Below are 24,029 nucleotides of genomic sequence, written 5' to 3' on the forward strand. Positions count from 1 at the left end.
TTGGGAACCGCCTGATCGACCGATGGGCATGGCGCCGGCTCGCTAAGCCGGCGCCATGCCATCAATGAAAGCGGCGGCACGGCCAAGCTCATGGTCGGCGCGGGCGACCAGCGCGCCGATGCCGTCCAGCCGCCGGTCCATGCAGGCCAGTTCGATGGCGTCGCTCGCCGCGGCCAGATCGCGCGCGCCCACCGTGCGGGAGGACCCCGCCAGCTTGTGGGCGGCCTGCCGCACGCCGTCCCAATCCTCCGCCGCGTGGGCGGCGACCAGACGGTCGCGGCTGGCGCTGTTGGAGACGATGAACTCCTGCAGCAGTTGCCCGACGAACTCCATATCCCCGTCGAACAGCGTCGCCAGAACGCCCACGTCGATCGGCGGCGCGTCGGAGGCGGAGTCCGGAGCCGCGACGGGTGCGGTGGGAGCGACCTCCGGCTCGGCCCCTGGTTGGGACGGCAGATGGCGCTCCAGCAGGCGGCGCAGCTGGCCGATCTCCACCGGCTTCGACACGGCGTCGTCCATCCCCGCGGACAGGCAGCGCTGGGCCTCGCCGGCCATGGCGTTGGCGGTGACCGCGATGATGGGCAGGCGCGGGCGCCCTTTCGCCGCCTCCTCGGCGCGGATCAGGCGGGTCAGCTCGAAGCCGTCCATTTCCGGCATCTGGCAGTCGGTCAGCAGCAGCGCGTAATCGCCGTCGCGCCACAGGGCCAGCGCCTCGACGCCGTCCTCCGCCATGTCCACCGTATGGCCGAGCAGGGCGAGCTGCCGCTGGATGACCTGCCGGTTGGTCGGATGATCCTCGGCCACCAGAATGCGCGGCGGGGTCGCCGCGCCATCTCCCGCCAGGGACGCTCCGGCCGGGCCGGGATGCCCCGTCTCGGCCTCGACCGCTGGTCCGCGGCCCGCAGCGGCCAGCACGGCGCGCACCAGATGACCGCGGCGCACCGGACGGGCCAGCCCGACCGCGTCGATCAGGGCGCCGCGCCCGCCCAGCAGCACCCGTCCGCGCGCCAGCCCCGGCGCCGCGGCGTCCAACGCCTGCACGTCCGCCTCGGCGGTGGTAAGCACGACGTCACAGGGCGTGCCGGGCGGCAGGGCCCGCATCCCCGCCGCCGCGTCCGGCGCATCCAGCAGCACGGCACCATCGGTGTTCAGATAGCGGGCGAGGAAACGCCGTTCCTCCGCGTCGGCGGCCAGGAGCAGCACCGACAGCCCGGCCAGCGGCGGAGCCGCGACGCCCACGGCGTCGCCGTCTGCGGCGAGATCGGCGGTGAAGGTGAACCAGAAGGTCGAGCCGCGGCCGGGCTCGCTCGTCACCCCGACCTCGCCGCCCATCAGCTCGGCGAGACGGCGGCAGATCGACAGCCCCAGCCCGGTGCCGCCGAAGCGCCGCGTGGTCGAGGCTTCCGCCTGGGTGAAGGGGCGGAACAGCTGGGCCTGCGCCTCCGTGGCGATGCCGATGCCGGTGTCGGTCACGGTGATCCGGATGGTCGCCCGCCCGTCCTCGAAGCGCGCCAGCTCGGCGCGGATGCGCACCGAGCCGGAGGGGGTGAACTTCACGGCGTTGCCGGCGATGTTGAACAGCACCTGCCGGATGCGCACCGAATCGCCCATGACCAGCGGCGGCAGGTCAGGATCGACGTAGGTGACCAGCGTCAGGTCCTTCTGCCGCGCCGCCGGGGCCAGCGTCTCGGCGACGCCCTCCACCACCGCGGACAACGACACCGGAGCGTGCTCCAGGTCCAGCCGTCCGGCCTCGATCTTCGAGAAATCCAGGATGTCGTTGATGATGGTCAGCAGCGCCCCCGCCGAATCGCGCACGACGGAGACCAGCTCCTGCTGCTCCGGGGTCAGCGGCGTGTATTCCAGCAGCTCCAGCATGCCCTGGACGCCGTTCATCGGGGTGCGGATCTCGTGGCTCATCGTCGCCAGGAACAGCGACTTGGCCTGATTGGCCGCCTCCGCCTCCGCCCTTGCCGCCTCCGCCGCCTCGGTCGCGGCGACCAGCTCGCGGGTGCGGTCGGCCACCTGGCTTTCCAGGTTGCGGTTCAGCGCCGTCAGCTCCTCGTACAGATGCACGTTGTCGAAGCCGACCGCGACCTTGGAACAGAACACCTCCAGCAGCCGCCGCTCGTCCTCCGTCAGGGGGCGCTGGTGGCTGATGTGGAACACCGTGTCGTGGTGCCGCGAGGTGGAGCGGAAGACCAACAAACTGCGCTCCCGCTCATAGCGGTTCCGCCCATCGGCCAGCGCCTGGGTCACCGCCTCCGCCGCCTCCGCCGGCAGGGCGGCGCGCACCGGCTTGCCCTCCGCCGCCGCGTGGATGCCGCCGGCCCCCAGCACCAGCGGGTCGCGCGCGGCACCGCCGGTTTCCTCCTCCGTCCAGCGGCTGCACAGGGCCATGCCGTCGCAGGGCGGGCAGATCTCGGCGATCTTCGACACCGCGCCGCGAACGAACTCCGCCATGGTCCGCTTGTCGAGCAGGGCGGACGAAGCGTCCAGGATGCGCTCCAGCCCCCGGCGGTGGTCCTCGATGGCGGTGATGTCCTGATAGCCGCGCAGGGCGGCGACGACCGAGGTGAACAGCTTCTGCGCCGTCAGTTCCGTCTTCGATTTGTAGTCGTTGATGTCGTAGTTCAGGATGACGTCGCGTTCCGGCGCCTGCCCCGGCTGGCCGGTGCGCAGGATGATGCGCACGCGCCGGTTGTTCAGTTCGCTGCGGATCATGCGCACCAGCCGCAAGCCGGCGTCGTCCGACTCCATGACCACGTCCAGCAGCACCACGGCGATGGCCGGGTTCTGCTCCAGCAGGCTGCGCGCCTCGGCCGCGGTGCCGGCGGACAGGAACTGCGCCGGGCGACCTTCGAAGGTGAAGCCGCGCAGCACCATCTTGGTGGTCGCGTGAATGGCCGGATCGTCATCGACGATCAGGATGATCCAGGGATCGGCAGGCTCCGGCGCCGCTTCCTTCGCCGTCTCGGCCTCGATACCCGGCTCGTCGTCGGCGAAAAGAAACTCGTCGCTCATCGAACTCACTCCGCACCGCCGGCAGCCTCCGGTCGCGGGAGGATATCACAGCGCCGCCGCGCGTGAACATGCCCCTGCACTCCGCCACAACCCTTCATCGGCGGGGCGCCGCGGCCGACGACAACCCAAGACTGCGCCAGCCCGTCAGCCGCGAGAGTCGCCCCCGGAGTCGGCGTTGCAGAAGCGGCGCAGCGCGTCCAGGTCGGCGACGGACACCATCCCGCCCTGCGTCTCCACCCCGACGCCGCGCAGCTTCGCCAGCGCGCGGGAGAAGGTCTCCGGCTGCATGCCGAGGCGCCGGGCGATCAGCGCCTTGTCGAAGGGCAGAGCGAAGCTGGTGGCGCCGCCTCCCTCCGGGCAGAAGCGCAACAGGAAGCTGCCGACCCGCTGAGCGGTCGGCTGGACCTGCAACTGCTCGATCTGCTGGACGAGGTGGCGCAACCGCACCGACAGCGACCCCAGCATGGCGAAGGCGATCTGCTCGTCCTCGCGCAGGCAGCGGGTGAAGCCTTCCGCCGTCAGGGTCATGACGCGCGAGTCGGCGACCGCCTCCGCGCAGACCGGGAATTTGCCGCTGGCGAACATGGCGGCCTCGGCGAAGGTCTCGCCGGGGGCGACGATGGTCACCACCGCCTCCGCCCCGTCGCGGGTCAGGCGGTAGAGTTTCACCCAGCCGTCGAGCAAAGCGAAGAAGCGGTCGGCGTCCTCGTCCTGAACGAACAGGGTGGTGCCGCGCGGCACCGTGCGCACTTGGGCGGTGCTGACGAGAAGCTCCAGCGACCGGTCGGGCAGGCGGCCGAACAGCGCGTTGGACCGCAGCGTCGCGGCGTCCTGGGGCCGATAGCCCGGCGGATCGTTCCTCATGCCTACCCTCACCTCGTCACCACAGAACCTCGGCCAATGTCGCAGCTTGCACAAGGTTTGGGCAAGATGGGGAATCGCCGCGACGATGCGGATCCCCCAGCCGTCGGCCTCGGGCCTTGGCGCCGGAGTCCCGAAAACGAACCGGGGCGCCTCCTTGCGGAAGCGCCCCGGCCGTTTTCAAAGTCCGCTCTTCAGAGGCTGAAGACGGCTTAGCGGTACTCGACCTTGCCGGCCTCCGGACCCTTCTGGCCCTGGCGGACGGTCACGCGCACCTGATCGCCTTCCTGGAGCGTCTGCATGCCGGAGCGACGCAGAACGTTCACATGGACGAACACGTCCTTGCCACCGGTGCTCGGCGTGATGAAGCCGAAGCCCTTGTCGGCGTTGAACCACTTGACGGTTCCGTCGACCTCTTCGCCGCCGCCGGCGTCGTTGCCCCAGCCGCCGCGGTCGTAACCGCCGCCGCCGCCGTAGCCGCCACGGTCATAACCGCCGCCGCCAAAGCCACCGGCGCCACCCGTGCGGGCCGGACGGGCCGAACGGGACGCGGTGGAGGTGTCCACGGATTGGATGGAAGCAACCTGCGGACCCTTCGGGCCGCGGGCGAGGTCGCAAACGATGGTCGCGCCTTCGTCGAGCGCGTCATAGCCGGCGGCCTGAACCGCGGAGACGTGCAGGAAGGCGTCGGGCGAACCGTCCTCGGGTGACACGAAGCCGAACCCCTTGGTGGGGTTGAACCACTTCACAGTGGCGGTGACGTTGGCCTTGGTGATCTCGGGAGCGCGGTAGCCCTGGCGGGGCGGGCGGTCGAACATGTGTCTTCAAGCTCATAAAGGATGCCGAATTATCTTTGTCACAGGGTACGAGCCATCCGTCAAGCACGCCAAAGGCCAGACGCCCTTTCCTGCGACATTCGGCCAAGGGGAATGCCGTCCGTTCGGAAGGGGTACCGGTCCCGAAGGTGCCCGGTGCCACCCCCGGCGGACCCTGGGCGCCCACCCCCGCCCCGCCCCTGGGGAGACAGGAGTTTCTTTCGTCAATTGAACAGCTTAGGACATTTTCCACAGCGCGCGATGACGGACGCTGCGCACACCGGGGCAGGCGGCGCAAACCCTGCGCGCATACGTCTGTGACAAAATCCCGACATGGTTGTCCTCCTCCAAGGGTCATAGTGGCGACAGCCACTCCCCCAGCTTCGTCCAGCGCCGCCGTCCCTGGACCCCACGCACCGCCATGGCGAGCGCGCGGCGCTGGCCGAGCATGATCACCAGCCGCTTGCCCCGCGTCACGCCGGTATAGATCAGGTTGCGGTGGAGCATCGTGTAATGCTGGGTCACTACCGGGATCACAACCACCGGGTATTCAGACCCCTGGCTCTTGTGGATCGTCGTCGCGTAGGCCAGGACAATCTCATCCAATTCTCCGAAATCATAGGTCACCGGACGGCCGTCGAAGGTGGCGGTCAGCACACCTTCCTCGGTATCAACGGCGGATACGATGCCGAGATCGCCGTTGTAGACCTCCTTGTCGTAGTTGTTCTCGACCTGCATGACCTTGTCGCCGGGGCCGAAGGTCCAGCCGAATCGCTCGACTCGGGACTCGCCCGGCGGGTTCAGCACTCTCTGCAATTCGATGTTCAGCGACCGCGCGCCGAGGCCCCCGCGGTTCATCGGGCAAAGGATCTGCACGTCGCGCACCGGGTCGGCGCCGAACCGGCGGGGAATGCGGTCGCGGACCATCTCGATCAGCTTCGCCACCCCGGTCTCCGGGGTCGCCGCCTCGACGAAGTAGAAGTCGCTGTCCTCCCCGGCCTTCGGTGTCTCCGGCATCTGGCCGGCGTTGATGCGGTGGGCGTTGACGATGATGCGGCTGGTCGCCGCCTGCCGGAAGATCTCGGTCAGCCGCACCACCGGCACCGCGCCGGAGCCGATCACGTCGCCCAGCACCTGCCCCGGCCCGACCGAGGGCAGCTGGTCCACGTCGCCGACCAGCAAAAGGGCGGCCCGCCCCGGCACGGCGCGCAGCAGGGCGTTCATCAGCGGCACGTCGACCATGCTGGTCTCGTCCACCACCAGCAGGTCGCAGTCCAGCGGGTTGGTCTCGTCGCGCTTGAAGCCGCCGGCCTGCGGATCGGTCTCCAGCAGGCGGTGGATGGTCCGCGCCTCCATGCCGGTGCTCTCGCTCAGCCGCTTGGCGGCGCGGCCGGTGGGGGCGGCCAGCGCGATCGACACGCCCTTGGCCTTCAGCATGGTCAGGATGCTGTTCACCAGCGTCGTCTTGCCGACCCCCGGCCCGCCGGTGATGACCAGCAGCTTCGACGTCGCCGCCTGGCGCAGCGCCTCCCGCTGCCCCTCGGCCAGCGTGATCCCGGCCTTCGCCTCCACCCAGGGAATCGCCTTCTCCGCGTCGATCTCCGGCCAGGGCACGGGACCGCCGGCCAGGCGGCGCAGCCGGTCGGCGATGGCCTGCTCCGCCCGGTGCAGGCTGGCCAGGAACAGGCAGGTCTCGCCGCCCAGGCTGTCGGCGACCACCGCGCCGTCCTGCCGCTCCAGTTCCGCCGCGGTCTCCAGGATGGCGGCGTCGATCTCCAGCAGCTTCACGGCCATGGGGATCAGCTCGGCCACCGGCACGCCGCAATGGCCCTGGTCGGTCGCCTCGGCCAGGGCGTAGCCGATGCCGGCCCGCGCCCGGATCATCGCGGTCTTCTCGATGCCCAGCCTTGCGGCCACCGCGTCCGCCGTCTTGAAGCCGATGCCGCGGATGTCGCGGGCCAGCCGGTAGGGATTCTCGGTGATGAGACGGATGGCATCCGGCCCGTAGGTCTTGAAGATGCGCACCGCGCGCGAGGTGCCGACCCCGTGGCTGTGCAGGAAGATCATGATCTCGCGGATCACCTTCTGGTCGGCCCAGCCGGCGATGATGCGCTGCGCCCGCTTCGGCCCGATGCCGGTGACCTGCCGCAGCCGGTCCGGCTCCTGTTCGATCACGTCGAAAACCGCCTCGCCGAAGGCCTTGACCATCTTCTTGGCGTAGACCGGCCCGATGCCGCGGATCAGGCCGGAGCCGAGATACTTCTCGATCCCCTCCACCGTGGTCGGCGGGGTGGCGCGCAGGAAGTCGGCCTTGAACTGGAGCCCGTGGTTGCGGTCGTTCACCCAGGCGCCGCTGGCCTGCACGAACTCCCCGGCGCCGATGGTGGCGGCGTGGCCGACCAGCGTGACGAGGTCGCGCTGCCCGCGCACCTTCAGCCGCAGCACGCAGAATCCCGTCTCCGGGCTGTGGAAGGTCACCCGCTCCACCAGCCCCGACAGCGGTTCCCGCGGGGGTCCCGCCGCGGTGGAGGCATCGCCGGATATGCTCATGCCACCCAACATAGGTGCTGGCGGGCCTTTGGGGGAGTTCTCCGCGCAACCGCTGCATCGCGTCAATTCGGAGGAAGACCGCGGCGCCGCGAATGTGTACCTTGTCGCGCGAACCCCGCGCCGGACACCGGACCGAACGGACCGCGCCGGAGCGGGCTTGCGGTGAAAAAACGTCAGCCAAAGAACGACAAACCGAAAAACCGCGGTGTCTACGACTTCGGAAGGAAAGAGCAGCAATGGTGACGGAACGCATTCAGGTTGGCGGCTTGCAAGTTGCCACGGAGCTTCACCGCTTCATCGAGAACGAAGCCCTGCCGGGCACCGGCGTGACGCCGGAGCAATTCTGGTCGGGCCTTGACGCGATCCTCCACGATCTGGCCCCGCGCAACCGCGCGCTGCTGGCCAAGCGGGACGCGCTCCAGGCCCAGATCGACGAATGGTATCGCAGCCGCCGCGGCCAGCCGCTGGACCGCGCCGCCCACACCGAATTCCTCAAGGAGATCGGCTATCTCCTGCCGGAAGGCCCGGACTTCGCCGTGACGACCGAGAACGTCGATCCGGAGATTTCCACCACCGCCGGCCCGCAGCTCGTCGTGCCGGTGATGAACGCCCGCTACGCGCTGAACGCCGCCAACGCCCGCTGGGGCAGCCTGTACGACGCGCTCTACGGCACCGACGCCATCCCCGACGACGACGGGGCGGAGCGCACCGCCGGCTACAACCCGAAGCGCGGCGAGAAGGTCATCGCCTTCGCCCGCGACGTGCTGGACCGCGCCGCGCCGCTGTCCGACGGGTCGCACGCCGACGCCGCCGGCTACACGGTGGACAACGGCCGCCTCGTCGTCGCGCTGAAGGACGGCCGCAGCACGGGTCTGGCCGAGCCGGAACGTCTGGTCGGCTACAACGGCGCGCCGTCGGCCCCGACCGCCATCCTGCTGGCCGACAACGGCCTGCACATGGAAATCCGCATCGACCGCAGCCATCCGATCGGCGAGACCGACGCGGCGGGCGTCGCCGACCTCGTGCTCGAATCCGCCCTGACCACCATCCAGGACTGCGAGGATTCCGTCGCCGCCGTGGATGCCGAGGACAAGGTGCTGGCCTACCGCAACTGGCTGGGCCTGATGACCGGCAGCCTGACCGCCAGCTTCCCCAAGGGCAGCGGCACGGTGGAGCGCCGGCTGAACCCCGACCGCAGCTACACCAGCCGCAACGGCGAGACGATCACCCTGCCCGGCCGCAGCCTGATGCTGATCCGCAACGTCGGTCACCTGATGACCAACAGCGCGGTCCTGCTCAACGACGGCAGCGAGGCGCCGGAAGGCATCCTCGACGGCATGATCACCTCGCTGATCGCGCTGCATGACGTCAAGGGCGCCCGCCTCAACAGCCGCGCCGGCTCGGTCTACATCGTGAAGCCGAAGATGCACGGGCCGGAGGAGGTCGCCTTCGCCGACGAGCTGTTCGCCCGCGTCGAGGATGCGCTGGGCATCGCGCGCAACACGCTGAAGATGGGCATCATGGACGAGGAGCGCCGCACCACGGTGAACCTCAAGGAGTGCATCCGCGCCGCGGCGGCGCGCGTGGTGTTCATCAACACCGGCTTCCTCGACCGCACTGGCGACGAGATGCACACCGCCATGGAAGCCGGCCCGATGATCCGCAAGAACGACATGAAGTCGTCCGCCTGGATCAAGGCCTACGAGGACTGGAACGTCGACACCGGCCTGCTCTGCGGGCTGAAGGGTCACGCCCAGATCGGCAAGGGCATGTGGGCGATGCCCGACCGCATGGCCGACATGCTGGCCGCCAAGGTCGCCCACCCACAGGCCGGCGCCAACACCGCCTGGGTGCCCTCGCCCACCGCGGCCACGCTGCACGCCCTGCACTACCATCAGGTCAACGTCGCCGCCCGCCAGGAGGAGCTGGCCCGCCGCGAGCGCGCCAGCCTGGACGCCATCCTGACCATCCCGCTGGCCGACCGCCCCAACTGGTCGGAGGAGGAGATCCAGCAGGAGCTGGACAACAACGCCCAGGGCATCCTCGGCTACGTGGTGCGCTGGATCGACCAGGGTGTGGGCTGCTCCAAGGTGCCGGACATCAACAACGTCGGGCTGATGGAGGACCGCGCCACGCTGCGCATCTCCAGCCAGCACATCGCCAACTGGCTGCTCCACGGCATCACCACCGAGGCGCAGGTCATGGAGACGATGAAGCGCATGGCCGCCGTGGTGGACAAGCAGAACGCGGGCGATCCGCTCTACCGCCCGATGGCCGCCGACTTCGACGGCAGCGTCGCCTTCCAGGCCGCCTGCGACCTCGTCTTCAAGGGCCGCGAGCAGCCGAACGGCTACACCGAGCCGGTGCTGCACCGCCGCCGCATCGAGGCCAAGGCGAAGGCCGCCAGCTGAGCCGGCCCACCATCCGGCGCGCATCGAAGGCCCTTCCCCATTCGCGGGGGAGGGCCTTTTTCTTTGCTCAAGGCCAGTGCGCCCGCAGGGTCCAAATACGGCAAAGCCCAGATATGGCGAAGGCCGGAAACCCGTCTGGGTTCCGGCCTTCGAGGATGGTGGGCGCGACAGGGATTGAACCTGTGACCCCTACGATGTCAACGTAGTGCTCTCCCGCTGAGCTACGCGCCCATCCGTGTCGCCGGTCGGTTCGGGGTTCGGCATCCGTCTTGCGTCCCGTCCGGCGTGGGCGTGGGGTGTACCATCATCCCGGAGGTCTGGCAAGCCTCGATTTCACTTTTTTGCGGCCCGACGACGAACGCCGCCTTTTTTCCCGCCAACGGGACGGCAAGCGCCTCACATCTGTTGGGGCGTGAGCGGGACGGTGCGTGACAGAGCCGTCCAGGTCCACTACATCACAGTGCCATGGATGCTTCCGTCGACGCCGCCACACCGGAGCCGGCCTTCGAACTTCTGGCCCCGGACGAACAGACCAAGCCGCTGGTGCTGGCCTCGCCGCACAGCGGCAACCGCTATCCGGCCGAGTTCCTGGCGGCGGCGCGGCTCGACCCGCGCGCGTTGCGCAAATCGGAAGACTGCTTCGTCGACGAGATTTTCGCGGGCGCCCCGGCCCTGGGCATACCGCTGATCCGCGCGCTGTTTCCCCGCGCCTTCCTGGACGTCAACCGCGAAGCCTACGAGCTGGACCCGGAGATGTTCGCCGACCCCCTGCCGCCTTACGTGAACACACGCTCGCCGCGCGTGGCCGCGGGGCTGGGCACCATCGCGCGGGTGGTCGCCAACGGCGAGGACATCTACCGCGGCAAGCTGCGCTTCTCCGAAGCGGTGCGGCGGGTGGAGCAGTGCTACACCCCCTACCACAACGCACTGCGCCGCCTCGTTGAAGACACGCGCGCCCGCTTCGGCCACGCGGTGCTGATCGACTGCCATTCCATGCCCTCCCCCGGGCTGGGCGATCGCGACAACCGGCGCAGCGACATCGTGCTGGGGGACTGTTTCGGCAACTCCTGCGCCCCCGCGGTCACCGAGACGGCGGAGCGCTTCCTGCGCGGTCTGGGTTACACGGTCAGCCGCAACGCGCCCTACGCCGGCGGCTACACCACCCGCCATTACGGGCGCCCGCGCCAGGGCATCCACGCGCTTCAAATCGAAATCAGCCGCGACCTCTACATGGACGAGGCCACGCTGTCGCGTCTGCCCTTCCTGACCGTCCTGACCCGGCACATGCACGAGATGGTGGACAACGTCGCCCACCTGCCGCCCGCCCCCCTTGCCCCGCGCTGAACAGCCCGTCGCGCGCCGGGCCGCGCACAAAAAAAGGCCGGGGCAAAGGCCCCGGCCCGAGTCTAGGGAGGAAACGCCCAAGAAGTGCGTTACGGCACCGCCCGCATCGCAGACACGATCGATGCCGCACTGCACAATATGATGAAGCCCCGCCCGGGGATCAAGAGGGAAAATGTTTTTTCATGTCATTCAATGGTTTAACCAAAGTTAAGACAAAGCTTCTGCGCAGCGTAAACAGCCGTTTATGCTGCATTGCACACAGAATCCCGGCCCTGCTCCCGCACAATCTGGGGCTGGCGGCGCGTCCGCCAACCCACCCCGGTCCTTCGGCATAACCCATCCGACCGATAGGGAACCAACCCCCCACACGGTCGTTTTGTCCCTGCGCGTTCCGGGGTCTGCCCCGTCACACGCGATTCGGCCGCCGTTTCAAGCGGTCGTCCGGCACCGGAGAACCACCCACGTGAGCAGACTGGTCGTCGTATCCAACCGCGTCGCCCCCATCGACGAAGGCAAGCAGGCCGCCGGGGGCCTCGCCGTGGCCGTGCTGGCCGCGCTGAAGAAGACCGGAGGCATCTGGTTCGGCTGGAGCGGCACGGTGGTCGAGGAGGAGTCGCAGAGCGAACCCCGGCGCACCGACGTCGGGCGCCTGACCTACGCGACGCTGGACCTCAGCCGCCGCGACTTCGAGGAATATTACAACGGCTTCGCCAACCAGACCCTGTGGCCGCTGTTCCACTACCGCGTCGGCCTGATCGAGGTCAGCCGCCGCACGCGCGAGGGTTACAAGCGGGTCAACGGCTATTTCGCGGAGAAGCTCGTCCCGCTGCTGCGTCCCGACGACATGGTGTGGGTCCACGACTACCATCTGATCCCCTTCGGCGAGGAACTGCGCCAGCGCGGCTGCACCCAGCGCATGGGCTTCTTCCTGCATACGCCTTTCCCGGCCCCCGAAATTCTGGTGGCGCTGCCGAATCACCGGGAGTTGATCCGCGAGCTGTGCGCCTACGACCTCGTCGGCTTCCACACCCAGGTGGATCTGCGCAGCTTCGCCGACTACATCCGGCAGGAGCTGAACGGCGAGGTGGAGGACCGCGGCCCCGAGGGCGGCATGCTGATCCACGCCTTCGGGCGCACGCTGCTGGCCCGCGCCTTCCCCATCAGCATCGACACCGAAAATCTGGTGAGCATCGCCGAGACCGCCGTGCGCTCCCGTCACACGGAGCGGCTGAAGGAGAGCCTCGTCGGGCGGCGGCTGATCATCGGGGTGGACCGGCTGGACTATTCGAAGGGCCTGCCGCAGCGCTTCCAGGCCTTCGAGCAGCTTCTGGCGGCCTATCCGGAGCATTGCAACCGCGTCTCCTTCCTCCAGGTGGCGCCGCCGAGCCGGGAGGACGTGCCCGAGTACATTGCCATCAAGCGCGAGCTGTCGGAGCTGTCGGGCCGCATCAACGGGCGTTTCGCCGAGTTCGACTGGGTGCCGATCCGCTATCTGAACAAGAGCTTCGGACGGCGCGTGCTGGCCGGCTTCTACCGCACCGCCCATGTCGGGCTGGTCACCCCCTTGCGCGACGGCATGAACCTCGTCGCCAAGGAGTATGTCGCCTGCCAGGACGCCGACGACCCCGGCGTGCTGGTGCTGTCCACCTTCGCCGGGGCGGCGCGGGAACTCGATTCGGCGCTGATCGTCAACCCCTTCGACATCGAGGCGGTGGCCGACGCCCTTCAGCGCGCCCTGACCATGTCGCTGCCCGAGCGCAAGGAGCGCCACGCCGCGATGATGCGCATCCTGCGCAGCCACGACATCGGCTGGTGGCGGGAAAGCTACGTCGATGCCTTGACGCGCGCGCCGTACGGGTGAAACTGATGTCATGACCACAGACAGCAATGCCGCTTCCGGCCCCGTCACCCTGGTCGCCGATATCGGCGCCACCAACGCCCGCTTCGGCCTGATCGACGGCACGGGCATCCACGGTTCGCGCGTGCTGCGCTGCGCCGACTTCCCGTCGCTGGAGGCGGCGGCGCTCGCCTATCTGGGCGGCGTGGCGCACGACGCCCGGCCCAGCCGCGGCGCCTTCGCCATCGCCGGTCCGGTGACCGGCGACGCGGTGCTGATGACCAACCGCGGCTGGTCCTTCTCCACGGCCGAGGTGCGCGGCAAGCTGGGGCTGGAGCGGCTGGCCGTCATCAACGACTTCACCGCCGTCGCCCTGTCGGTGCCCCGCCTCACCGCCGCCGACGTCCGTCAGGTGGGCGAGGGAGCGCCGGTGGCGGGCCGCGTCGTCGGGGTGATCGGGCCGGGCAGCGGGCTGGGCGTGTCGGGGCTGGTGCCCGGACCCGAGGGCTGGACCGCGCTCGCCGCGGAGGGCGGCCACGTCACCATGGCCCCGGTCAGCGACCGCGAGAGCGCGGTGCTGGCCCAGCTCCGCAAGAGCTTCGACCATGTGTCAGCGGAGCGGGTGCTGTCCGGGCCGGGGCTGGTCAACCTCTATCAGGCGCTGTGCGTCCTCGACCACCAGGAGCCGGAGCCCTTCACCCCGGCCCAGGTGTCCGACGCGGCGACCGCCAATACCAACCCGCATTGCGTGGAGGCGGTGGAGATGTTCTGCGCGATGCTCGGCACCGTGGCGGGCAACCTCGCTTTGACGCTGGGGGCACGGGGCGGCATCTACATCGCGGGCGGCATCGTGCCGAAGCTGGGCACCCTGTTCACCCACTCCCGCTTCCGCAAGCGCTTCATGGAGAAGGGCCGGATGCGCGACTTCCTGACCCCCATCCCGACCTACGTCATCATCCACGAGCTTCCCGCCTTCCTCGGTCTGGCCGAGGCCGCGGAGCGGGCGTAAAGGCGCTTACGCCGTCAACCGCGAGACGGCCAGTTTCAGGTCGGCCAGGAAGGTCGGCTGTTCGGCGAGTTGGCCGCGCAGGATGTAGCTGGGGTGGAAGGTCGCCACCACCTCCGCCCCCGGCACGAGACGGCAGGGCTGGACCGTGCCGCGCAGCTGCATGATCCCGTTCAGCCCGGTCAGCGCCCACAGCGGCGTGCGGCCCAGCGCGACGATGACGCGGGGGGCGAAGCCCTCCAGCGTCCGCTGCAGATGCTCGATCTCGCCGGAGAACTCGGCCAGCACCCAGTCGGAGGTGCCGAACGGCCCCCAGCGCTCGTCCAGCGCCCGCCCCTCCTTCTTCGCGCGGGTGCGGGAGGCGAAGAAATGCCCCACCTTGTTGCCCGGCGGCTGGTAACGGAAGACGTTGGCGACGAGGCATTCCGCCCGCTCCACCCCGGCCGCCTTCAGCGTCTCGTCGAGGAGCTGCCCGCTGCGCCCGACGAAGGGAACGCCCCGCCGCGCCTCCTCCGCTCCCGGTGCTTCTCCCACGATGGCGAGGTGCGGCCCGGCGGCGGTCTTCGTGGGCTGTTGGTAATCGGCGAAGGGCAGGTCCGTCATGCGCGCGTCCATTGCTTGTCCTGAGGCTTGCCGCCGCGAGGCTTCGGCCCCAGCATTGTTCGAAACGAGGAGTCCGAACCAACAACACAGGAGGACGCGAGATGGCGACACAACAGGAGCTGGCTGGAAAGAGCTGCGAACCCTGCCGCGGCGGCATCCCGCCGATGGACCGCGCCATGGCCGAAACTTATCTGGTGCAGGTGCCCGGCTGGTCGATCAGGCCGGACCCCGACCGGCTGGAGCGCGACTACCGCTTCTCCAACTTCCGCGAGGCCCAGCATTTCGCGATGCGCGTCGGCGACCTGTGCGAAGCGGAAGGCCACCACGCCGAGATCCTCTATGGCTGGGGCCATTGCACCGTCACCTTCTGGACGCACAAGATCAAGGGCCTGCACGAGAACGACTTCATCATGGCCGCCAAGGTCGAGGGGCTGATGGACGAACCCTACGCCCCGGTGTCGGAATCCATGGGCGACGTCTCCCCCACCGCGCGGCACGGTTCCCGTCGGGGAGAGGGTTAGGGTGAGGGGTTGCGCGTGTCGTTACGTCCGGCACAAGTGCATCCCCCTCACCCGGCCCTCCGGGCCACCCTCTCCCCGGAGGGGCGAGGGAACACCAACCCGGAGCGCATCCCATGCCCACCGCCCAGCCCGCCGTTATCCAATGGGGCCTGTCCAGCTACAGCGGCTGGGGCGTCAACGGGCTGCAACTGGCGCTGAGCTGGACGCGCAGCGGGCGGCTGGTGCCGGTCTGCTCGCTGCCCCTGCGGCTGGAGGACATCGCGCTGTCCCCGCTGGAATGGCGGCGTATGGCCGGCTTCGTCCGCGAGTCCGAGGCGCTCTGCCGGCAGATCGCGCCCCACGCCGGGCAGGAGGTCGGGGTGTCGGTGCCGGTGCTGCGCGGGCTCGGCAACAACCTCGTCGGCAGCCGGTCGGTGGAGGGCGTGACGCTGAAAGGCCAGCCCACCGTCGGCGTCTGCTATCTGGAGGACACCGCCATCGACGCGGAGGGCCGGGCGCGGGCGGAGCAATGCGCGGCCATCGTCGCCGGGTCCAGCTTCGTCGAGCGGGTGCTGACCGGGGCCGGGATCGGGCGGGTGCGCACGGTCCTGCAAGGCGTCGATCCCACCCATTTCCATCCGGCGCCGAAAGTCGGCTGGTTCAAGGACCGCTTCGTCGTCTTCTCCGGCGGCAAGCCGGAGTTCCGCAAGGGGCAGGACCTCGCCCTGCTCGGTTTCCGCGCCTTCGCCGAACGCCATCCCGAGGCGCTGCTGCTGACAGCGTGGCACAATCCCTGGCCGGAGAGCGCCCGCTCGCTGGAGGCCAACCCCGCGGTGGCGCCGGTGCGCTTCCACGAGAACGGGCAGTTCGACGGAGCCGGCTGGGCCGCCGCCAACGGCTTGCGCGCCGATCAGGTGATGGACCTCGGGCCCGTGCCCAACGCCGACATGGCCCGCATCCTGCGCGAGGTCGATGTCGGCCTGTTCCCCAACCGCGGCGAGGGCGGGACCAACCTCGTCGCCATGGAATGCATGGCCTGCGGCGTGCCCGCCATCCTGTCGGCCAACACCGGGCATCTCGACCTGATCGGGGCGGATCGCTGCCTCCCCCTGACCCGGCAACGCGCCATCCAGACCGATTTCGGCACCGACGGCTGGGGCGAGAGCGATGTGGAGGAGATCGTCGCGGCGCTCGAAGGCCTGTGGGCCGACCGCGCCCGCGCCGCGGCCATCGGGCGGGCGGGCGCCGCCTTCCTGGCCGGGCTGACCTGGGACCGCTACGCGGACGGCGTGGCCGACGTCGTGGAGTCGGTGCTGTAGCGCCTACAGCGCTTTCACCGCCGCCAGCAGCCGCTCCACCTCCGCCTCGTCGTTGTAGTAGTGGGGGGAGGCGCGGACGACCTCGGTCAGGCCGCGGGCGTCCATGTCGAAGGGGGTCGAGGGCGCGGAGGACACCGAGAGGTTGATCCCCTGGCCGCGCAGAGCGGCCTTGATGCCGCGCGGGTCATGGCCGTCCACCGTGAAGGTGACGATGGCGCAGCGCTCCGCCCCGAGATCGCGCACCGTCACGCCGGGAAGCCCGCCCAGACCGTGCCGCAGCCTGTCGGCCAACGCGAAGGCGCGGTCGCGGATCGCCTCCAGCCCCCAGGACAGCGCGTAATCCACCGCCACGCCCAGCCCAAGCCGGACGGCGGTGTTGCTCTCCCACAATTCGAAGCGGCGGGCGTCGGGGCGCATGGTGTAGCGGTCCGGCCCTACCAGCGCGCCGCCGCTGTGGTCGAGCGTGTACGGCTCGATGCGGTCGAGCCAATCCTTGCGGACATAGAGGAAGCCGGTGCCCCGCGGCGCGCGCAGGAACTTGCGCCCGGTCGCCGACAGGAAGTCGCAGCCCAGTTCCTCGACGTCCACCGGCATCTGACCCACCGTCTGGCAGGCGTCGAGCAGATAGGGGATGCCGTGCCGCCGGGCCACCCGCCCGATGGCGGCCGCCGGGTTGACCAAGCCGCCGTTGGTCGGGATGTGGGTGATGGCGATCAGCTTGACCGGGCCCTTCCCCGGCTCCCCGATCATCGCCTCCAACGCCGCGACGGAGGTCTGGCCGGTCTCGTCGCTGGGGATCACCTCGACCGCCACGCCGGTGCGCCGGGAGGCTTGCAGGAAGGGGATCAGGTTGGCGGCGTATTCGGCGCGCGCCGTCAGGATGCGGTCGCCGGGCCGGAAGCCCTCCCCCGGCAGGGCGGCCAGCGCGTTGAAAGCCATGCCCCAGCCCACCGTCGCGTTCTCCGCCAGGGCCACCTCCTCCCGCGAGCAGGCGAGCAGGCGGGCCACGGAGCCGTAGACGCCCTCCAGCCGGCCGTTGGCGTGCTCGGCCGCCTCGTAGCCGCCGATGGTGGCCTCCAGCGCCAGATGCGCGGTCACGGCGTCCAGCACCGGCTGCGGCGGCAGGGCGGCCCCGGCGTTGTTGAAGTGGACGACGTGCCGGGTCCCCGGCGTCTCCGCGCGGGCGCGCGCGATGTCGATGGTCATGCGGTTTCCCCCTGCCGGATTTTTTGCGGCGGTTTTTGTGCGCCGATGTGGACCGCCAGCCAGACGGTCGGGGCGGCGGGATCGGTCCAGGCGACGCGGTGCCGCCGCCGGGCGGGGATCATCATCCAGTCGCCGGGGCCGAGCGCGCGTTCCGCCTCACCCTCGATCTGCAAGCGGGCGCCGCCCAGGACGACGAGCACGAACTCGTCCCAGTCCTGATCGTACCAGAAGCCGTCCGGCGATGCCTGACCGGTGGACAAGATGCGTTCGATCCGCACCGTCCCGGACAACGACGCCGTGTCCGTCAATGTCGTAAAAATCTCGTCCGGCAAGCTCCCGGACGGCAGGCCTGCCAGCAGGTTGCCGGCCGGGACGCTCATCCCCAGAGTTCGGGGGCGGGCGGGAACAGCGTGCCGCCGTCGTAATGAAGGGCCGGCGTGCGGTCCTCGGCCAGCAGCAGCGGCCCGTCGAGGTCGACGTAGCGCGCGCCCTGGGCCAGCAGGACGGCCGGCGCCATGGCCAGCGAGGTGGCGACCATGCAGCCGACCATGATGTCGAAGCCGGACTCCTGCGCCGCCTGTTTCAGCAGCAGCGCCTCGGTCAGGCCACCGGTCTTGTCCAGCTTGATGTTCACAACCCGGTAGATGCCCTTCAGCCGGTCGAGCGAGTCCAGCCCATGGCAGGATTCGTCGGCGCCCAGCGCCACCGGACAGTCGATGCCGCGCAGCGCCTCGTCCTCGCCGGCGGGCAGCGGCTGCTCGATCAGTTCCACCCCGAGATCGGCGAGCACCGGGGCGAAGCGGCGAAGCATCTCCAGCGTCCAGGCCTCGTTGGCGTCGACGATCAGGCGGGTGGTCGGGGCGGCCTCGCGCACCGCGCGCACGCGGTCGAGGTCGCCCTCCCCGGTCAGCTTCATCTTCAGCAGCGGATGGTCCGCCGCCCGCGCCTTGGCGGAGGCGGCCATCGCCGCGGGTTCGTCCACGCTCAGCGTGTAGCAGGTGGTCAGCTTCTTCGGCGCGTCGGGCAAGCCGGCGAGCCGCCAAGCCGGTTTGCCCGCCTGTTTGGCCTCCAGGTCCCACAGCGCGCAGTCCAGCGCGTTGCGCGCGGCCCCCGGCGGCAGGAGGGTGCACAGCCGCTCGCGGTCCAGCCCGTCCGCCACCGCCCCGGCCAGGGACTCCAGCGTCTTGACCGTCTCGTCCAGCGACTCCCCGTAGCGGGCGTAGGGCACGCACTCCCCACGGCCCCGCTTGCAGGATTCGACCACCTCGGCGACCACGACCTCGGCCTCGGTCTTGGCGCCGCGCGATATGCGGAAGGTCCCCGCGATGGGGAAGGTATCGCGGCGGACGTAAAGACGGCGGGCGGTGGACGACATGAAACTCTCCAGCAACGCGGCGGACCCGAAGTGTAAGCAAACCCGCCGCGATGACCAGAGCAGGGTGCGAATGCCAGCCTTACCCGTGAAGCCCGGCGCCGTTCATTCCCATTCGCCCACCCATACCAGCGGTTGCAGGCGCCTGCTGCTGGCGCGGGTCCGGGTCCTGCACGATCACCCCGTACCAGCCCAGCCCCTTGTAGGTCTCGTAACCCGGCGTCAGCGCGTAGCCGTAGGTGCGTCCGGACCCGTCGGCGTAATGGCCCATGCTCTCGCCGCTGCGGCGGAGCTGGACGGTCTCGCTGAGGATGCCGCGCCCGTCGGACGAGGCGATCACCCGGTGCCTTGCGTCGAGCAGAAGGCAGCGCGAACGGGCGCGCTCCTCATCCTCCAGCCGCACGCCCTGGACGACGGCGGCGGCCTGCGGCTCCCAGTCGAAGAAGATGCCCAGCACGCCGATGGGATCGCCGTCCGCCTCGCCGCCGCGCCGGATCGCGGTGGCGTAGGTGGCGACCACGCGGTCCTCCAGGCGGCCGTTGCGCGCCACGTCGCCCACCGTGAACTCGCCGCCGTTGCGCGTGGCCAGCGCTTGGCGGAACCACCCCTCGTCCCCCACGCGGGCGCCCTGGGCGCCGGGGTAGCGGCCGGGACGGCCGGTGGCGATCACCTCCCCCTTCAGGTCGGCGATCCACAGGTCGAGATAGACGGTGTAGGACTCCAGGATGACGCTCAGCCGGTGCGAAGCGTGCTCGCGGTTCACCTCCGTCGGGTCGGCGGCGCAGTCCACCACGGCGCTGTCGGTCGCCCACCAGCGCACGTCGCAGGACCGCTCGTACAGGTTCCGGTCGATGATCTCGATCATGTTCAGCGACAGGTCGGCCAGACGCCGCCCGTGCATCTCCTGCACCATGGCGCTGCCCGTGGTCGTCAGGTGATCGACGCGGGAGACGATCTCCGACCGCAGCTCCTTGGTGATGGTGTTCACCTGCTTGGAAATCTCGGAGACTTCGTTCGCGACCACCGCGAAGCCCCGCCCGGCGTCGCCGGCCCGCGACGCTTCGATCAGGGCGTTCATCGCCAGCATCTTGGTGCGGCGGGTGATGTCTTCGATCAAAGACACCTTCCGGGAGGCGACATCGAGGACGCCCCGGGAAAGCTCGAACAGTTCGTTTCCGGCCACACTCATCCCGAGCACCTCTGTGAGTTTGGGTGGGATATCTTTTTAGACGTCTAACCATCAAACGCTGTGCCAAACGCCCGCCCGGAACCCTCCGGACGCGCAAAGCCGCGGAACGCCTGCATTTTCGGGCGGCGCCCCGGGTTCAGCCTCAACGTTTCTGAGATGTCAGTTTCGAAATTGTGATGAATTCGGCGTCATATTGGAGTCCGAACAATCACACACGGCACCGGCCTTGCCGCACCGCACCCCGCACACCGCGTGCGCCGCAACAAAAGCAACGGTTTCTCCTAAAAAATGAGGCAAAAGGTCGCAGGACCCCTGCCCGCCGCTCCGACACTGCTTAGCATACAAGCAAATGCCGGGCGTCTAATCAATGCCCGTCTAATGAGCAAGTGCGATTTTTCAGACAAAAATGGCTGAAATGCACAAAAAAGCGTCAGGCGACCTTGTGCATCTCGTCGAGGAAAAGCTGCACCTCGCGGGTCAGGCGGTCGGCCTGGACGCTCATCCGCTCCGACGCCGCAAAGACCTCGTGGGCGGTGCCGCTGGTGCGTTCGGCGGCGGTGGTGACGTCCTGGATGTCCTCGGTGACGGCGCGGGTACCGGCGGCGGCCTGATCCATGTTGCTGACGATCGAGCGGATCGCCGAGCCCTGCTGCCCGATGCCCGCGGCGATGCCGCCGGCGATCTGGTTGATGTCCTGGATGGTGTGGCCGATGCCGACGATGGAAGCGACCGCCACGTCGGTGGAGGACTGGATGCCGGCGATCTGCCCGGCGATGTCGCCGGTGGCCTTGGCGGTCTGGTCGGCCAGCCGCTTGACCTCCTGCGCCACCACGGCGAAGCCCTTGCCCGCCTCGCCGGCGCGGGCGGCCTCGATGGTGGCGTTGAGCGCCAGCAGATTGGTCTGGCTGGCGATGTCGTTGATCAGGGTGACCACCTCGCCCACCGTCTTGGCGGCGCCCGACAGCTCGGCGATCAGGGCGTTGGAGCGCTCGGCCTCGCCCGCCGCGTTGGCGGCGACCTTGGCGACCTCCTCCACCTGCCGGGCGATCTCGCGGATCGACGCCGACAGCTCCTCCGTCGCGACGGCGACGCTGCCGACCGAGGAGCCGGTCTGCGACGCGGCGGCGGCCACCGAGGAGGCCTTGCCGGTGGCGGTCTGGGCGTCGGTCTCCATGGTGCGGGCCGACATCTCCAGCTGATGGGCGGTGCCGGACACCTGTTCGCACACCGCGCGGATCTGAGTCTCGAAGCGGTCGGTCACCCCGGCGAAGCCCTTCACCTTGGCGGCGATGGCGTCGGTGGCGGTGTTGATGGTGCGTGACGCGTGCAGGAAGTTGCCCTGCATCCCCTTCAGCACGATCCGCCGAAAATACTTGTTGGCCGACACGTAGCTCATCGAGGCGGTGGCCTCGCGGATGAAGGCGTCGGTGCGGTCGATCGAGTCGTTCAGGGCGTGCATCAGCTCGCCCAGGTCGCCCTTCTCCCGCACGTTGACGACCCGCGCCTCGAAGTCGCCGCGCGACACCGCCTGACAGACGGCCACCGCCTGCCCCACCGCGGCGCGGGCGCGCACCATGCACAGCATGACGCCGACCAGCGCGGCCAGCGCGGCAGCGCCGATCCCGATGCGCAGCGGCGCGCCGCCGACGTCCAGCGCGTCGGTCACCAACAGCGCTGCGACGAGCAGCGCGGCGACCGCCCCCAGCCCGAACGCCTTAGAGAGAGAAGACGAATTCGTCATACCCGATCCCCTTCTCCGTCAGCAGCCCGACAACGGTGGCGAAAGCCTCGTTCATGCCCTGCTTGCGGTCTTCGTGGCGGTTTTCGATGTCCAGAAGCGTGCGGTAGAGCGGCACCACCTTGTCGATGGCGCTGCGGTCCGGGACCCGGCGCGACGAGTGGTAGCCGACGAGCCGACCGTTGACGTCGTAGCTGGGGGTGACGTGGGCGAAGACCCAGTAATGGTCGCCGTTGCGCGCCCGGTTGACGACGTAGGCGAAGATCTCCTGCCCCGCCCCCAGCGTGTCCCACAGCAGCTTGAACACGCAGCGCGGCATGTCCGGATGGCGGACGATGGAGTGCGGAGCGCCCATCAGTTCCGCCTCGCTGTAGCCGGCGACGCGCTGGAACACGCGGTTGGCGTAGGTGATCCGGCCCTTCAGGTCGGTCTTGGAAACGATGACCTCGTCGGCGTCGAAAAACCGCTCGACCCCGGTCAGCGTCCGGTCGCGGGGGCCGGGACTGAGAACGTCGCTGTGTGCCATGTGCCTGCGGTCGCGGGCCGAGAGCCCGGCGCCCCCTTATTGGTTCGCGGTCGGTTACAGGGCGTACATCTCCCCATCCGCGCGTTCCCGTCGGGCACTGGCGGACGCCGCAAAATAAAGACCATGCAGGTTATACAAAAGATTAAATTTGTTGCCGGACAGAAATATGATTCAGCTCAACCGTCCGCCCGACATCGCTCAACCTGCGACATCGCTCAACCGTTGACCGGACGCAACATTGTGCCGCGTCTCACTCCGGCGGCCTCATTCCGGCGGATAGGGAACGGTCAGCAGCCGGCCGATGGGCGGGTTCTCGACGATGGCCGTCATGCCGTCCGGCCAGCGCACCTCCAGCCGCTCCACCCCGCGGGCGCTGCCCAGCCCGAAATGGGCCACCGGCTCCATCTGGCAGAGATAGCCCGACCCGGCGCAGACGGACCGCACCTGCCGACGCCCGTTGGCCGTACAGGCGACCACAGCGCCGCGGGCCGGCGCGCCGTAGGGGGTCAGCGGCAGCACGCGCAGCCACCCGTTGTGGTTCGCCGCCGTGCGGTAGAGCGACAGGGGCTGCGGCGATCCGCCGCCATGCCCCCCACCGTGCCCGGTGCCCACCCCATTGCCATGGGCGATCAGCAGTTCCAGCCGTCCGTCGCCGTCGATGTCGGCCACCGCCGCCCCGGTCCCCAGCCCCTTGGGCTCCAGTGCGTCGCCGATTTCGATGGCCTGCCAGCGGTCGTCGCGCCAGCCAAACAGGCGGTTGGGTTCGCCGTGCAGGTTGAAGAACAGCTCCTCGTAGCCGTCGTTGTCGAAATCGGCGGCGATCACGCTGGACACCCGACCCGGAAAGGACATCTCGGGATCGGCCTCGTCCACGAAGCCGCCGCCGGAGCGCTGGACGAACAGGCGCTGCGGCCCCTCCCAGGCGCCGACCAGCAGCCCGAACCCGCCATAGCCCGGCCCGTCCACCGCGGTCACCGCCCGCCCGGCGAATCGCGAATCGGCGACCCCCCGCTCCTCGGCGATTTCCTCGTAGGTGCCGTCGCCGAGGTTGCGGAACAGGAAGTTCGGGCCACCCTCGTTGCAGGCGAACAGGTCGACGCGATCGGACAGGAACGGCAGGGCGAGAAGCCCGCGCCCGGCGCCGATCAGGTCGATGCCCGCGTCCTCCGCCGCGTCCTCCAGCCGCCCGCGCCGGCTCAGCTCGAACAGGCGGAAGGGGCCGCCGTCCGCCGCCACGACGAATCCGTAGCGGCCATGGCCATGCCGGTCCATGGCGATCACCGACCGTCCGGCGACGCGGTTCGCCATGCCGGCGTTCTCCGGCTGGGCCAGCAGGTCGAGCCAGTGCTTGCCGAAGCAGGCGAACAGCCGGTCGCCCATCTCCTTCGGCCCGCTCGCCCGGTCGGAGTTCAGGACATACAGCTCCTCCCGCCCGTCGCCGTCCACATCGGCGGCGGCGATGGCCACCGCGCAGCCCGAGGCGTCGGCCAGCAGCGGCCCGGCGATGTCCACCAGCCGGGAGCCGTCCCATTTGAGGATGAGGTTGTTGGTGGCGTAGCCCGTGACCACCAGTTCGAATGCCCCGTCACCGTCGACGTCGGTCACGGTGATGCCGTTGGACAGGCGCGGCTGGTTGCCGTCGATCAGCCGCGAGCATTCGAAGAACATCGGCCGCCACTCCCTCACTGCCGCGACACGGCCCGGGGAGGGTTTGGCCCGCGAAGGCCG

At 69.5% G+C, this 24,029-nt stretch carries 18 protein-coding genes and 1 tRNA gene; 6 read left to right on the forward strand and 13 right to left on the reverse strand.

Going from position 1 to position 24,029, the window contains the following annotated elements; translation table 11 throughout:
* Positions 1–42: 42 nt before the first annotated feature.
* From ABAZ39_RS09915 to recD2, 4 genes are all read right to left on the reverse strand, one after another.
* The gene (locus tag ABAZ39_RS09915; RefSeq protein WP_038529034.1) at positions 43–3,024 is read right to left on the reverse strand and encodes a DUF3369 domain-containing protein; all 2,982 of its coding nucleotides are present in this window, start codon (positions 3,022–3,024) and stop codon (positions 43–45) included.
* A gap of 144 nt (positions 3,025–3,168) precedes the next feature.
* Positions 3,169–3,888, reverse strand: coding sequence for a Crp/Fnr family transcriptional regulator (locus ABAZ39_RS09920; protein WP_051657915.1), 720 nt, complete (start codon positions 3,886–3,888; stop codon positions 3,169–3,171).
* A gap of 209 nt (positions 3,889–4,097) precedes the next feature.
* Positions 4,098–4,703: a cold-shock protein gene (locus ABAZ39_RS37390; RefSeq protein WP_051657916.1), complete on the reverse strand. Its 606-nt coding sequence runs from the start codon at positions 4,701–4,703 to the stop codon at positions 4,098–4,100.
* A gap of 351 nt (positions 4,704–5,054) precedes the next feature.
* Positions 5,055–7,250 carry an SF1B family DNA helicase RecD2 gene (gene recD2, locus ABAZ39_RS09930; protein WP_211112929.1) on the reverse strand — a complete coding sequence of 732 codons (2,196 nt, stop codon included), beginning with the start codon at positions 7,248–7,250 and terminating at the stop codon, positions 5,055–5,057.
* Between the two features lie 239 nt (positions 7,251–7,489).
* Between recD2 and ABAZ39_RS09935 the strand changes: the two genes are divergently transcribed.
* The gene (locus ABAZ39_RS09935) at positions 7,490–9,661 is read left to right on the forward strand and encodes a malate synthase G (protein WP_038531146.1); all 2,172 of its coding nucleotides are present in this window, start codon (positions 7,490–7,492) and stop codon (positions 9,659–9,661) included.
* Positions 9,662–9,817: 156 nt separating this feature from the next.
* Here ABAZ39_RS09935 and ABAZ39_RS09940 read toward each other — a convergent pair.
* Positions 9,818–9,892, reverse strand: a tRNA-Val gene (locus ABAZ39_RS09940).
* Positions 9,893–10,126: 234 nt separating this feature from the next.
* On the opposite strand from ABAZ39_RS09940, the gene ABAZ39_RS09945 reads away from it, so the two are divergent.
* From ABAZ39_RS09945 to glk, 3 genes are all read left to right on the forward strand, one after another.
* Positions 10,127–11,005, forward strand: coding sequence for an N-formylglutamate amidohydrolase (locus ABAZ39_RS09945; protein WP_038529037.1), 879 nt, complete (start codon positions 10,127–10,129; stop codon positions 11,003–11,005).
* Positions 11,006–11,468: 463 nt separating this feature from the next.
* On the forward strand, positions 11,469–12,866 hold the full coding sequence (gene otsA, locus ABAZ39_RS09950; RefSeq protein ID WP_038529040.1) for an alpha,alpha-trehalose-phosphate synthase (UDP-forming): 1,398 nt from the start codon (positions 11,469–11,471) through the stop codon (positions 12,864–12,866).
* Between the two features lie 10 nt (positions 12,867–12,876).
* Positions 12,877–13,851, forward strand: a complete 975-nt coding sequence (glk, locus tag ABAZ39_RS09955; RefSeq protein ID WP_038529043.1) for a glucokinase — start codon at positions 12,877–12,879, stop codon at positions 13,849–13,851.
* 6 nt (positions 13,852–13,857) lie between these two features.
* On the opposite strand, the gene ABAZ39_RS09960 is transcribed toward glk, so the two are convergent.
* On the reverse strand, positions 13,858–14,451 hold the full coding sequence (locus ABAZ39_RS09960; RefSeq protein WP_247881563.1) for a uracil-DNA glycosylase: 594 nt from the start codon (positions 14,449–14,451) through the stop codon (positions 13,858–13,860).
* A gap of 101 nt (positions 14,452–14,552) precedes the next feature.
* Between ABAZ39_RS09960 and ABAZ39_RS09965 the strand changes: the two genes are divergently transcribed.
* Positions 14,553–14,972, forward strand: coding sequence for a 4a-hydroxytetrahydrobiopterin dehydratase (locus ABAZ39_RS09965; RefSeq protein WP_051657917.1), 420 nt, complete (start codon positions 14,553–14,555; stop codon positions 14,970–14,972).
* A gap of 113 nt (positions 14,973–15,085) precedes the next feature.
* The gene (locus ABAZ39_RS09970; protein WP_051657918.1) at positions 15,086–16,270 is read left to right on the forward strand and encodes a glycosyltransferase family 4 protein; all 1,185 of its coding nucleotides are present in this window, start codon (positions 15,086–15,088) and stop codon (positions 16,268–16,270) included.
* Positions 16,271–16,273: 3 nt separating this feature from the next.
* Here ABAZ39_RS09970 and ABAZ39_RS09975 read toward each other — a convergent pair whose 3' ends face one another.
* The 7 genes from ABAZ39_RS09975 to ABAZ39_RS10005 form a co-directional block, all read right to left on the reverse strand.
* Positions 16,274–17,476: an aminotransferase class V-fold PLP-dependent enzyme gene (locus ABAZ39_RS09975; protein ID WP_038529049.1), complete on the reverse strand. Its 1,203-nt coding sequence runs from the start codon at positions 17,474–17,476 to the stop codon at positions 16,274–16,276.
* On the reverse strand, positions 17,473–17,856 hold the full coding sequence (locus ABAZ39_RS09980; RefSeq protein WP_038529052.1) for a cupin domain-containing protein: 384 nt from the start codon (positions 17,854–17,856) through the stop codon (positions 17,473–17,475). Before ABAZ39_RS09980 ends, ABAZ39_RS09975 begins: the two co-directional genes overlap by 4 nt.
* On the reverse strand, positions 17,853–18,851 hold the full coding sequence (gene dgcA, locus ABAZ39_RS09985) for an N-acetyl-D-Glu racemase DgcA (protein WP_038529055.1): 999 nt from the start codon (positions 18,849–18,851) through the stop codon (positions 17,853–17,855). The genes ABAZ39_RS09980 and dgcA overlap by 4 nt, the downstream gene beginning before the upstream one ends.
* Positions 18,852–18,930: 79 nt before the next feature.
* Complete coding sequence (locus ABAZ39_RS09990) at positions 18,931–20,037, reverse strand: methyl-accepting chemotaxis protein (protein ID WP_038529058.1); 1,107 nt, start codon at positions 20,035–20,037, stop codon at positions 18,931–18,933.
* A gap of 430 nt (positions 20,038–20,467) precedes the next feature.
* Complete coding sequence (locus ABAZ39_RS09995; protein ID WP_038529061.1) at positions 20,468–21,778, reverse strand: methyl-accepting chemotaxis protein; 1,311 nt, start codon at positions 21,776–21,778, stop codon at positions 20,468–20,470.
* Positions 21,753–22,301, reverse strand: a complete 549-nt coding sequence (locus tag ABAZ39_RS10000; RefSeq protein WP_051657919.1) for a PAS domain-containing protein — start codon at positions 22,299–22,301, stop codon at positions 21,753–21,755. Before ABAZ39_RS10000 ends, ABAZ39_RS09995 begins: the two co-directional genes overlap by 26 nt.
* 264 nt (positions 22,302–22,565) lie before the next feature.
* On the reverse strand, positions 22,566–23,969 hold the full coding sequence (locus tag ABAZ39_RS10005; RefSeq protein ID WP_038529063.1) for a CRTAC1 family protein: 1,404 nt from the start codon (positions 23,967–23,969) through the stop codon (positions 22,566–22,568).
* Between the last annotated feature and the right edge of the window lie 60 nt (positions 23,970–24,029).

Source organism: Azospirillum argentinense, assembly GCF_000632475.1.
Classification (GTDB): Bacteria; Pseudomonadota; Alphaproteobacteria; order Azospirillales; family Azospirillaceae; genus Azospirillum; species Azospirillum baldaniorum.

Coding starts and splice junctions, on each gene's coding strand:
- ABAZ39_RS09960 (WP_247881563.1), bottom strand. CDS start 14,451: ATGACGGACCTGCCCTTCGCCGATTACCAACAGCCCACGAAGACCGCC.
- recD2 (WP_211112929.1), bottom strand. CDS start 7,250: ATGAGCATATCCGGCGATGCCTCCACCGCGGCGGGACCCCCGCGGGAA.
- ABAZ39_RS09920 (WP_051657915.1), bottom strand. CDS start 3,888: ATGAGGAACGATCCGCCGGGCTATCGGCCCCAGGACGCCGCGACGCTG.
- ABAZ39_RS37390 (WP_051657916.1), bottom strand. CDS start 4,703: ATGTTCGACCGCCCGCCCCGCCAGGGCTACCGCGCTCCCGAGATCACC.
- ABAZ39_RS09995 (WP_038529061.1), bottom strand. CDS start 21,778: ATGACGAATTCGTCTTCTCTCTCTAAGGCGTTCGGGCTGGGGGCGGTC.
- ABAZ39_RS10005 (WP_038529063.1), bottom strand. CDS start 23,969: ATGTTCTTCGAATGCTCGCGGCTGATCGACGGCAACCAGCCGCGCCTG.
- ABAZ39_RS09990 (WP_038529058.1), bottom strand. CDS start 20,037: ATGAGTGTGGCCGGAAACGAACTGTTCGAGCTTTCCCGGGGCGTCCTC.
- dgcA (WP_038529055.1), bottom strand. CDS start 18,851: ATGTCGTCCACCGCCCGCCGTCTTTACGTCCGCCGCGATACCTTCCCC.
- ABAZ39_RS09980 (WP_038529052.1), bottom strand. CDS start 17,856: ATGAGCGTCCCGGCCGGCAACCTGCTGGCAGGCCTGCCGTCCGGGAGC.
- ABAZ39_RS09945 (WP_038529037.1), top strand. CDS start 10,127: ATGGATGCTTCCGTCGACGCCGCCACACCGGAGCCGGCCTTCGAACTT.
- glk (WP_038529043.1), top strand. CDS start 12,877: ATGACCACAGACAGCAATGCCGCTTCCGGCCCCGTCACCCTGGTCGCC.
- ABAZ39_RS09965 (WP_051657917.1), top strand. CDS start 14,553: ATGGCGACACAACAGGAGCTGGCTGGAAAGAGCTGCGAACCCTGCCGC.
- ABAZ39_RS09915 (WP_038529034.1), bottom strand. CDS start 3,024: ATGAGCGACGAGTTTCTTTTCGCCGACGACGAGCCGGGTATCGAGGCC.
- ABAZ39_RS10000 (WP_051657919.1), bottom strand. CDS start 22,301: ATGGCACACAGCGACGTTCTCAGTCCCGGCCCCCGCGACCGGACGCTG.
- ABAZ39_RS09975 (WP_038529049.1), bottom strand. CDS start 17,476: ATGACCATCGACATCGCGCGCGCCCGCGCGGAGACGCCGGGGACCCGG.
- ABAZ39_RS09970 (WP_051657918.1), top strand. CDS start 15,086: ATGCCCACCGCCCAGCCCGCCGTTATCCAATGGGGCCTGTCCAGCTAC.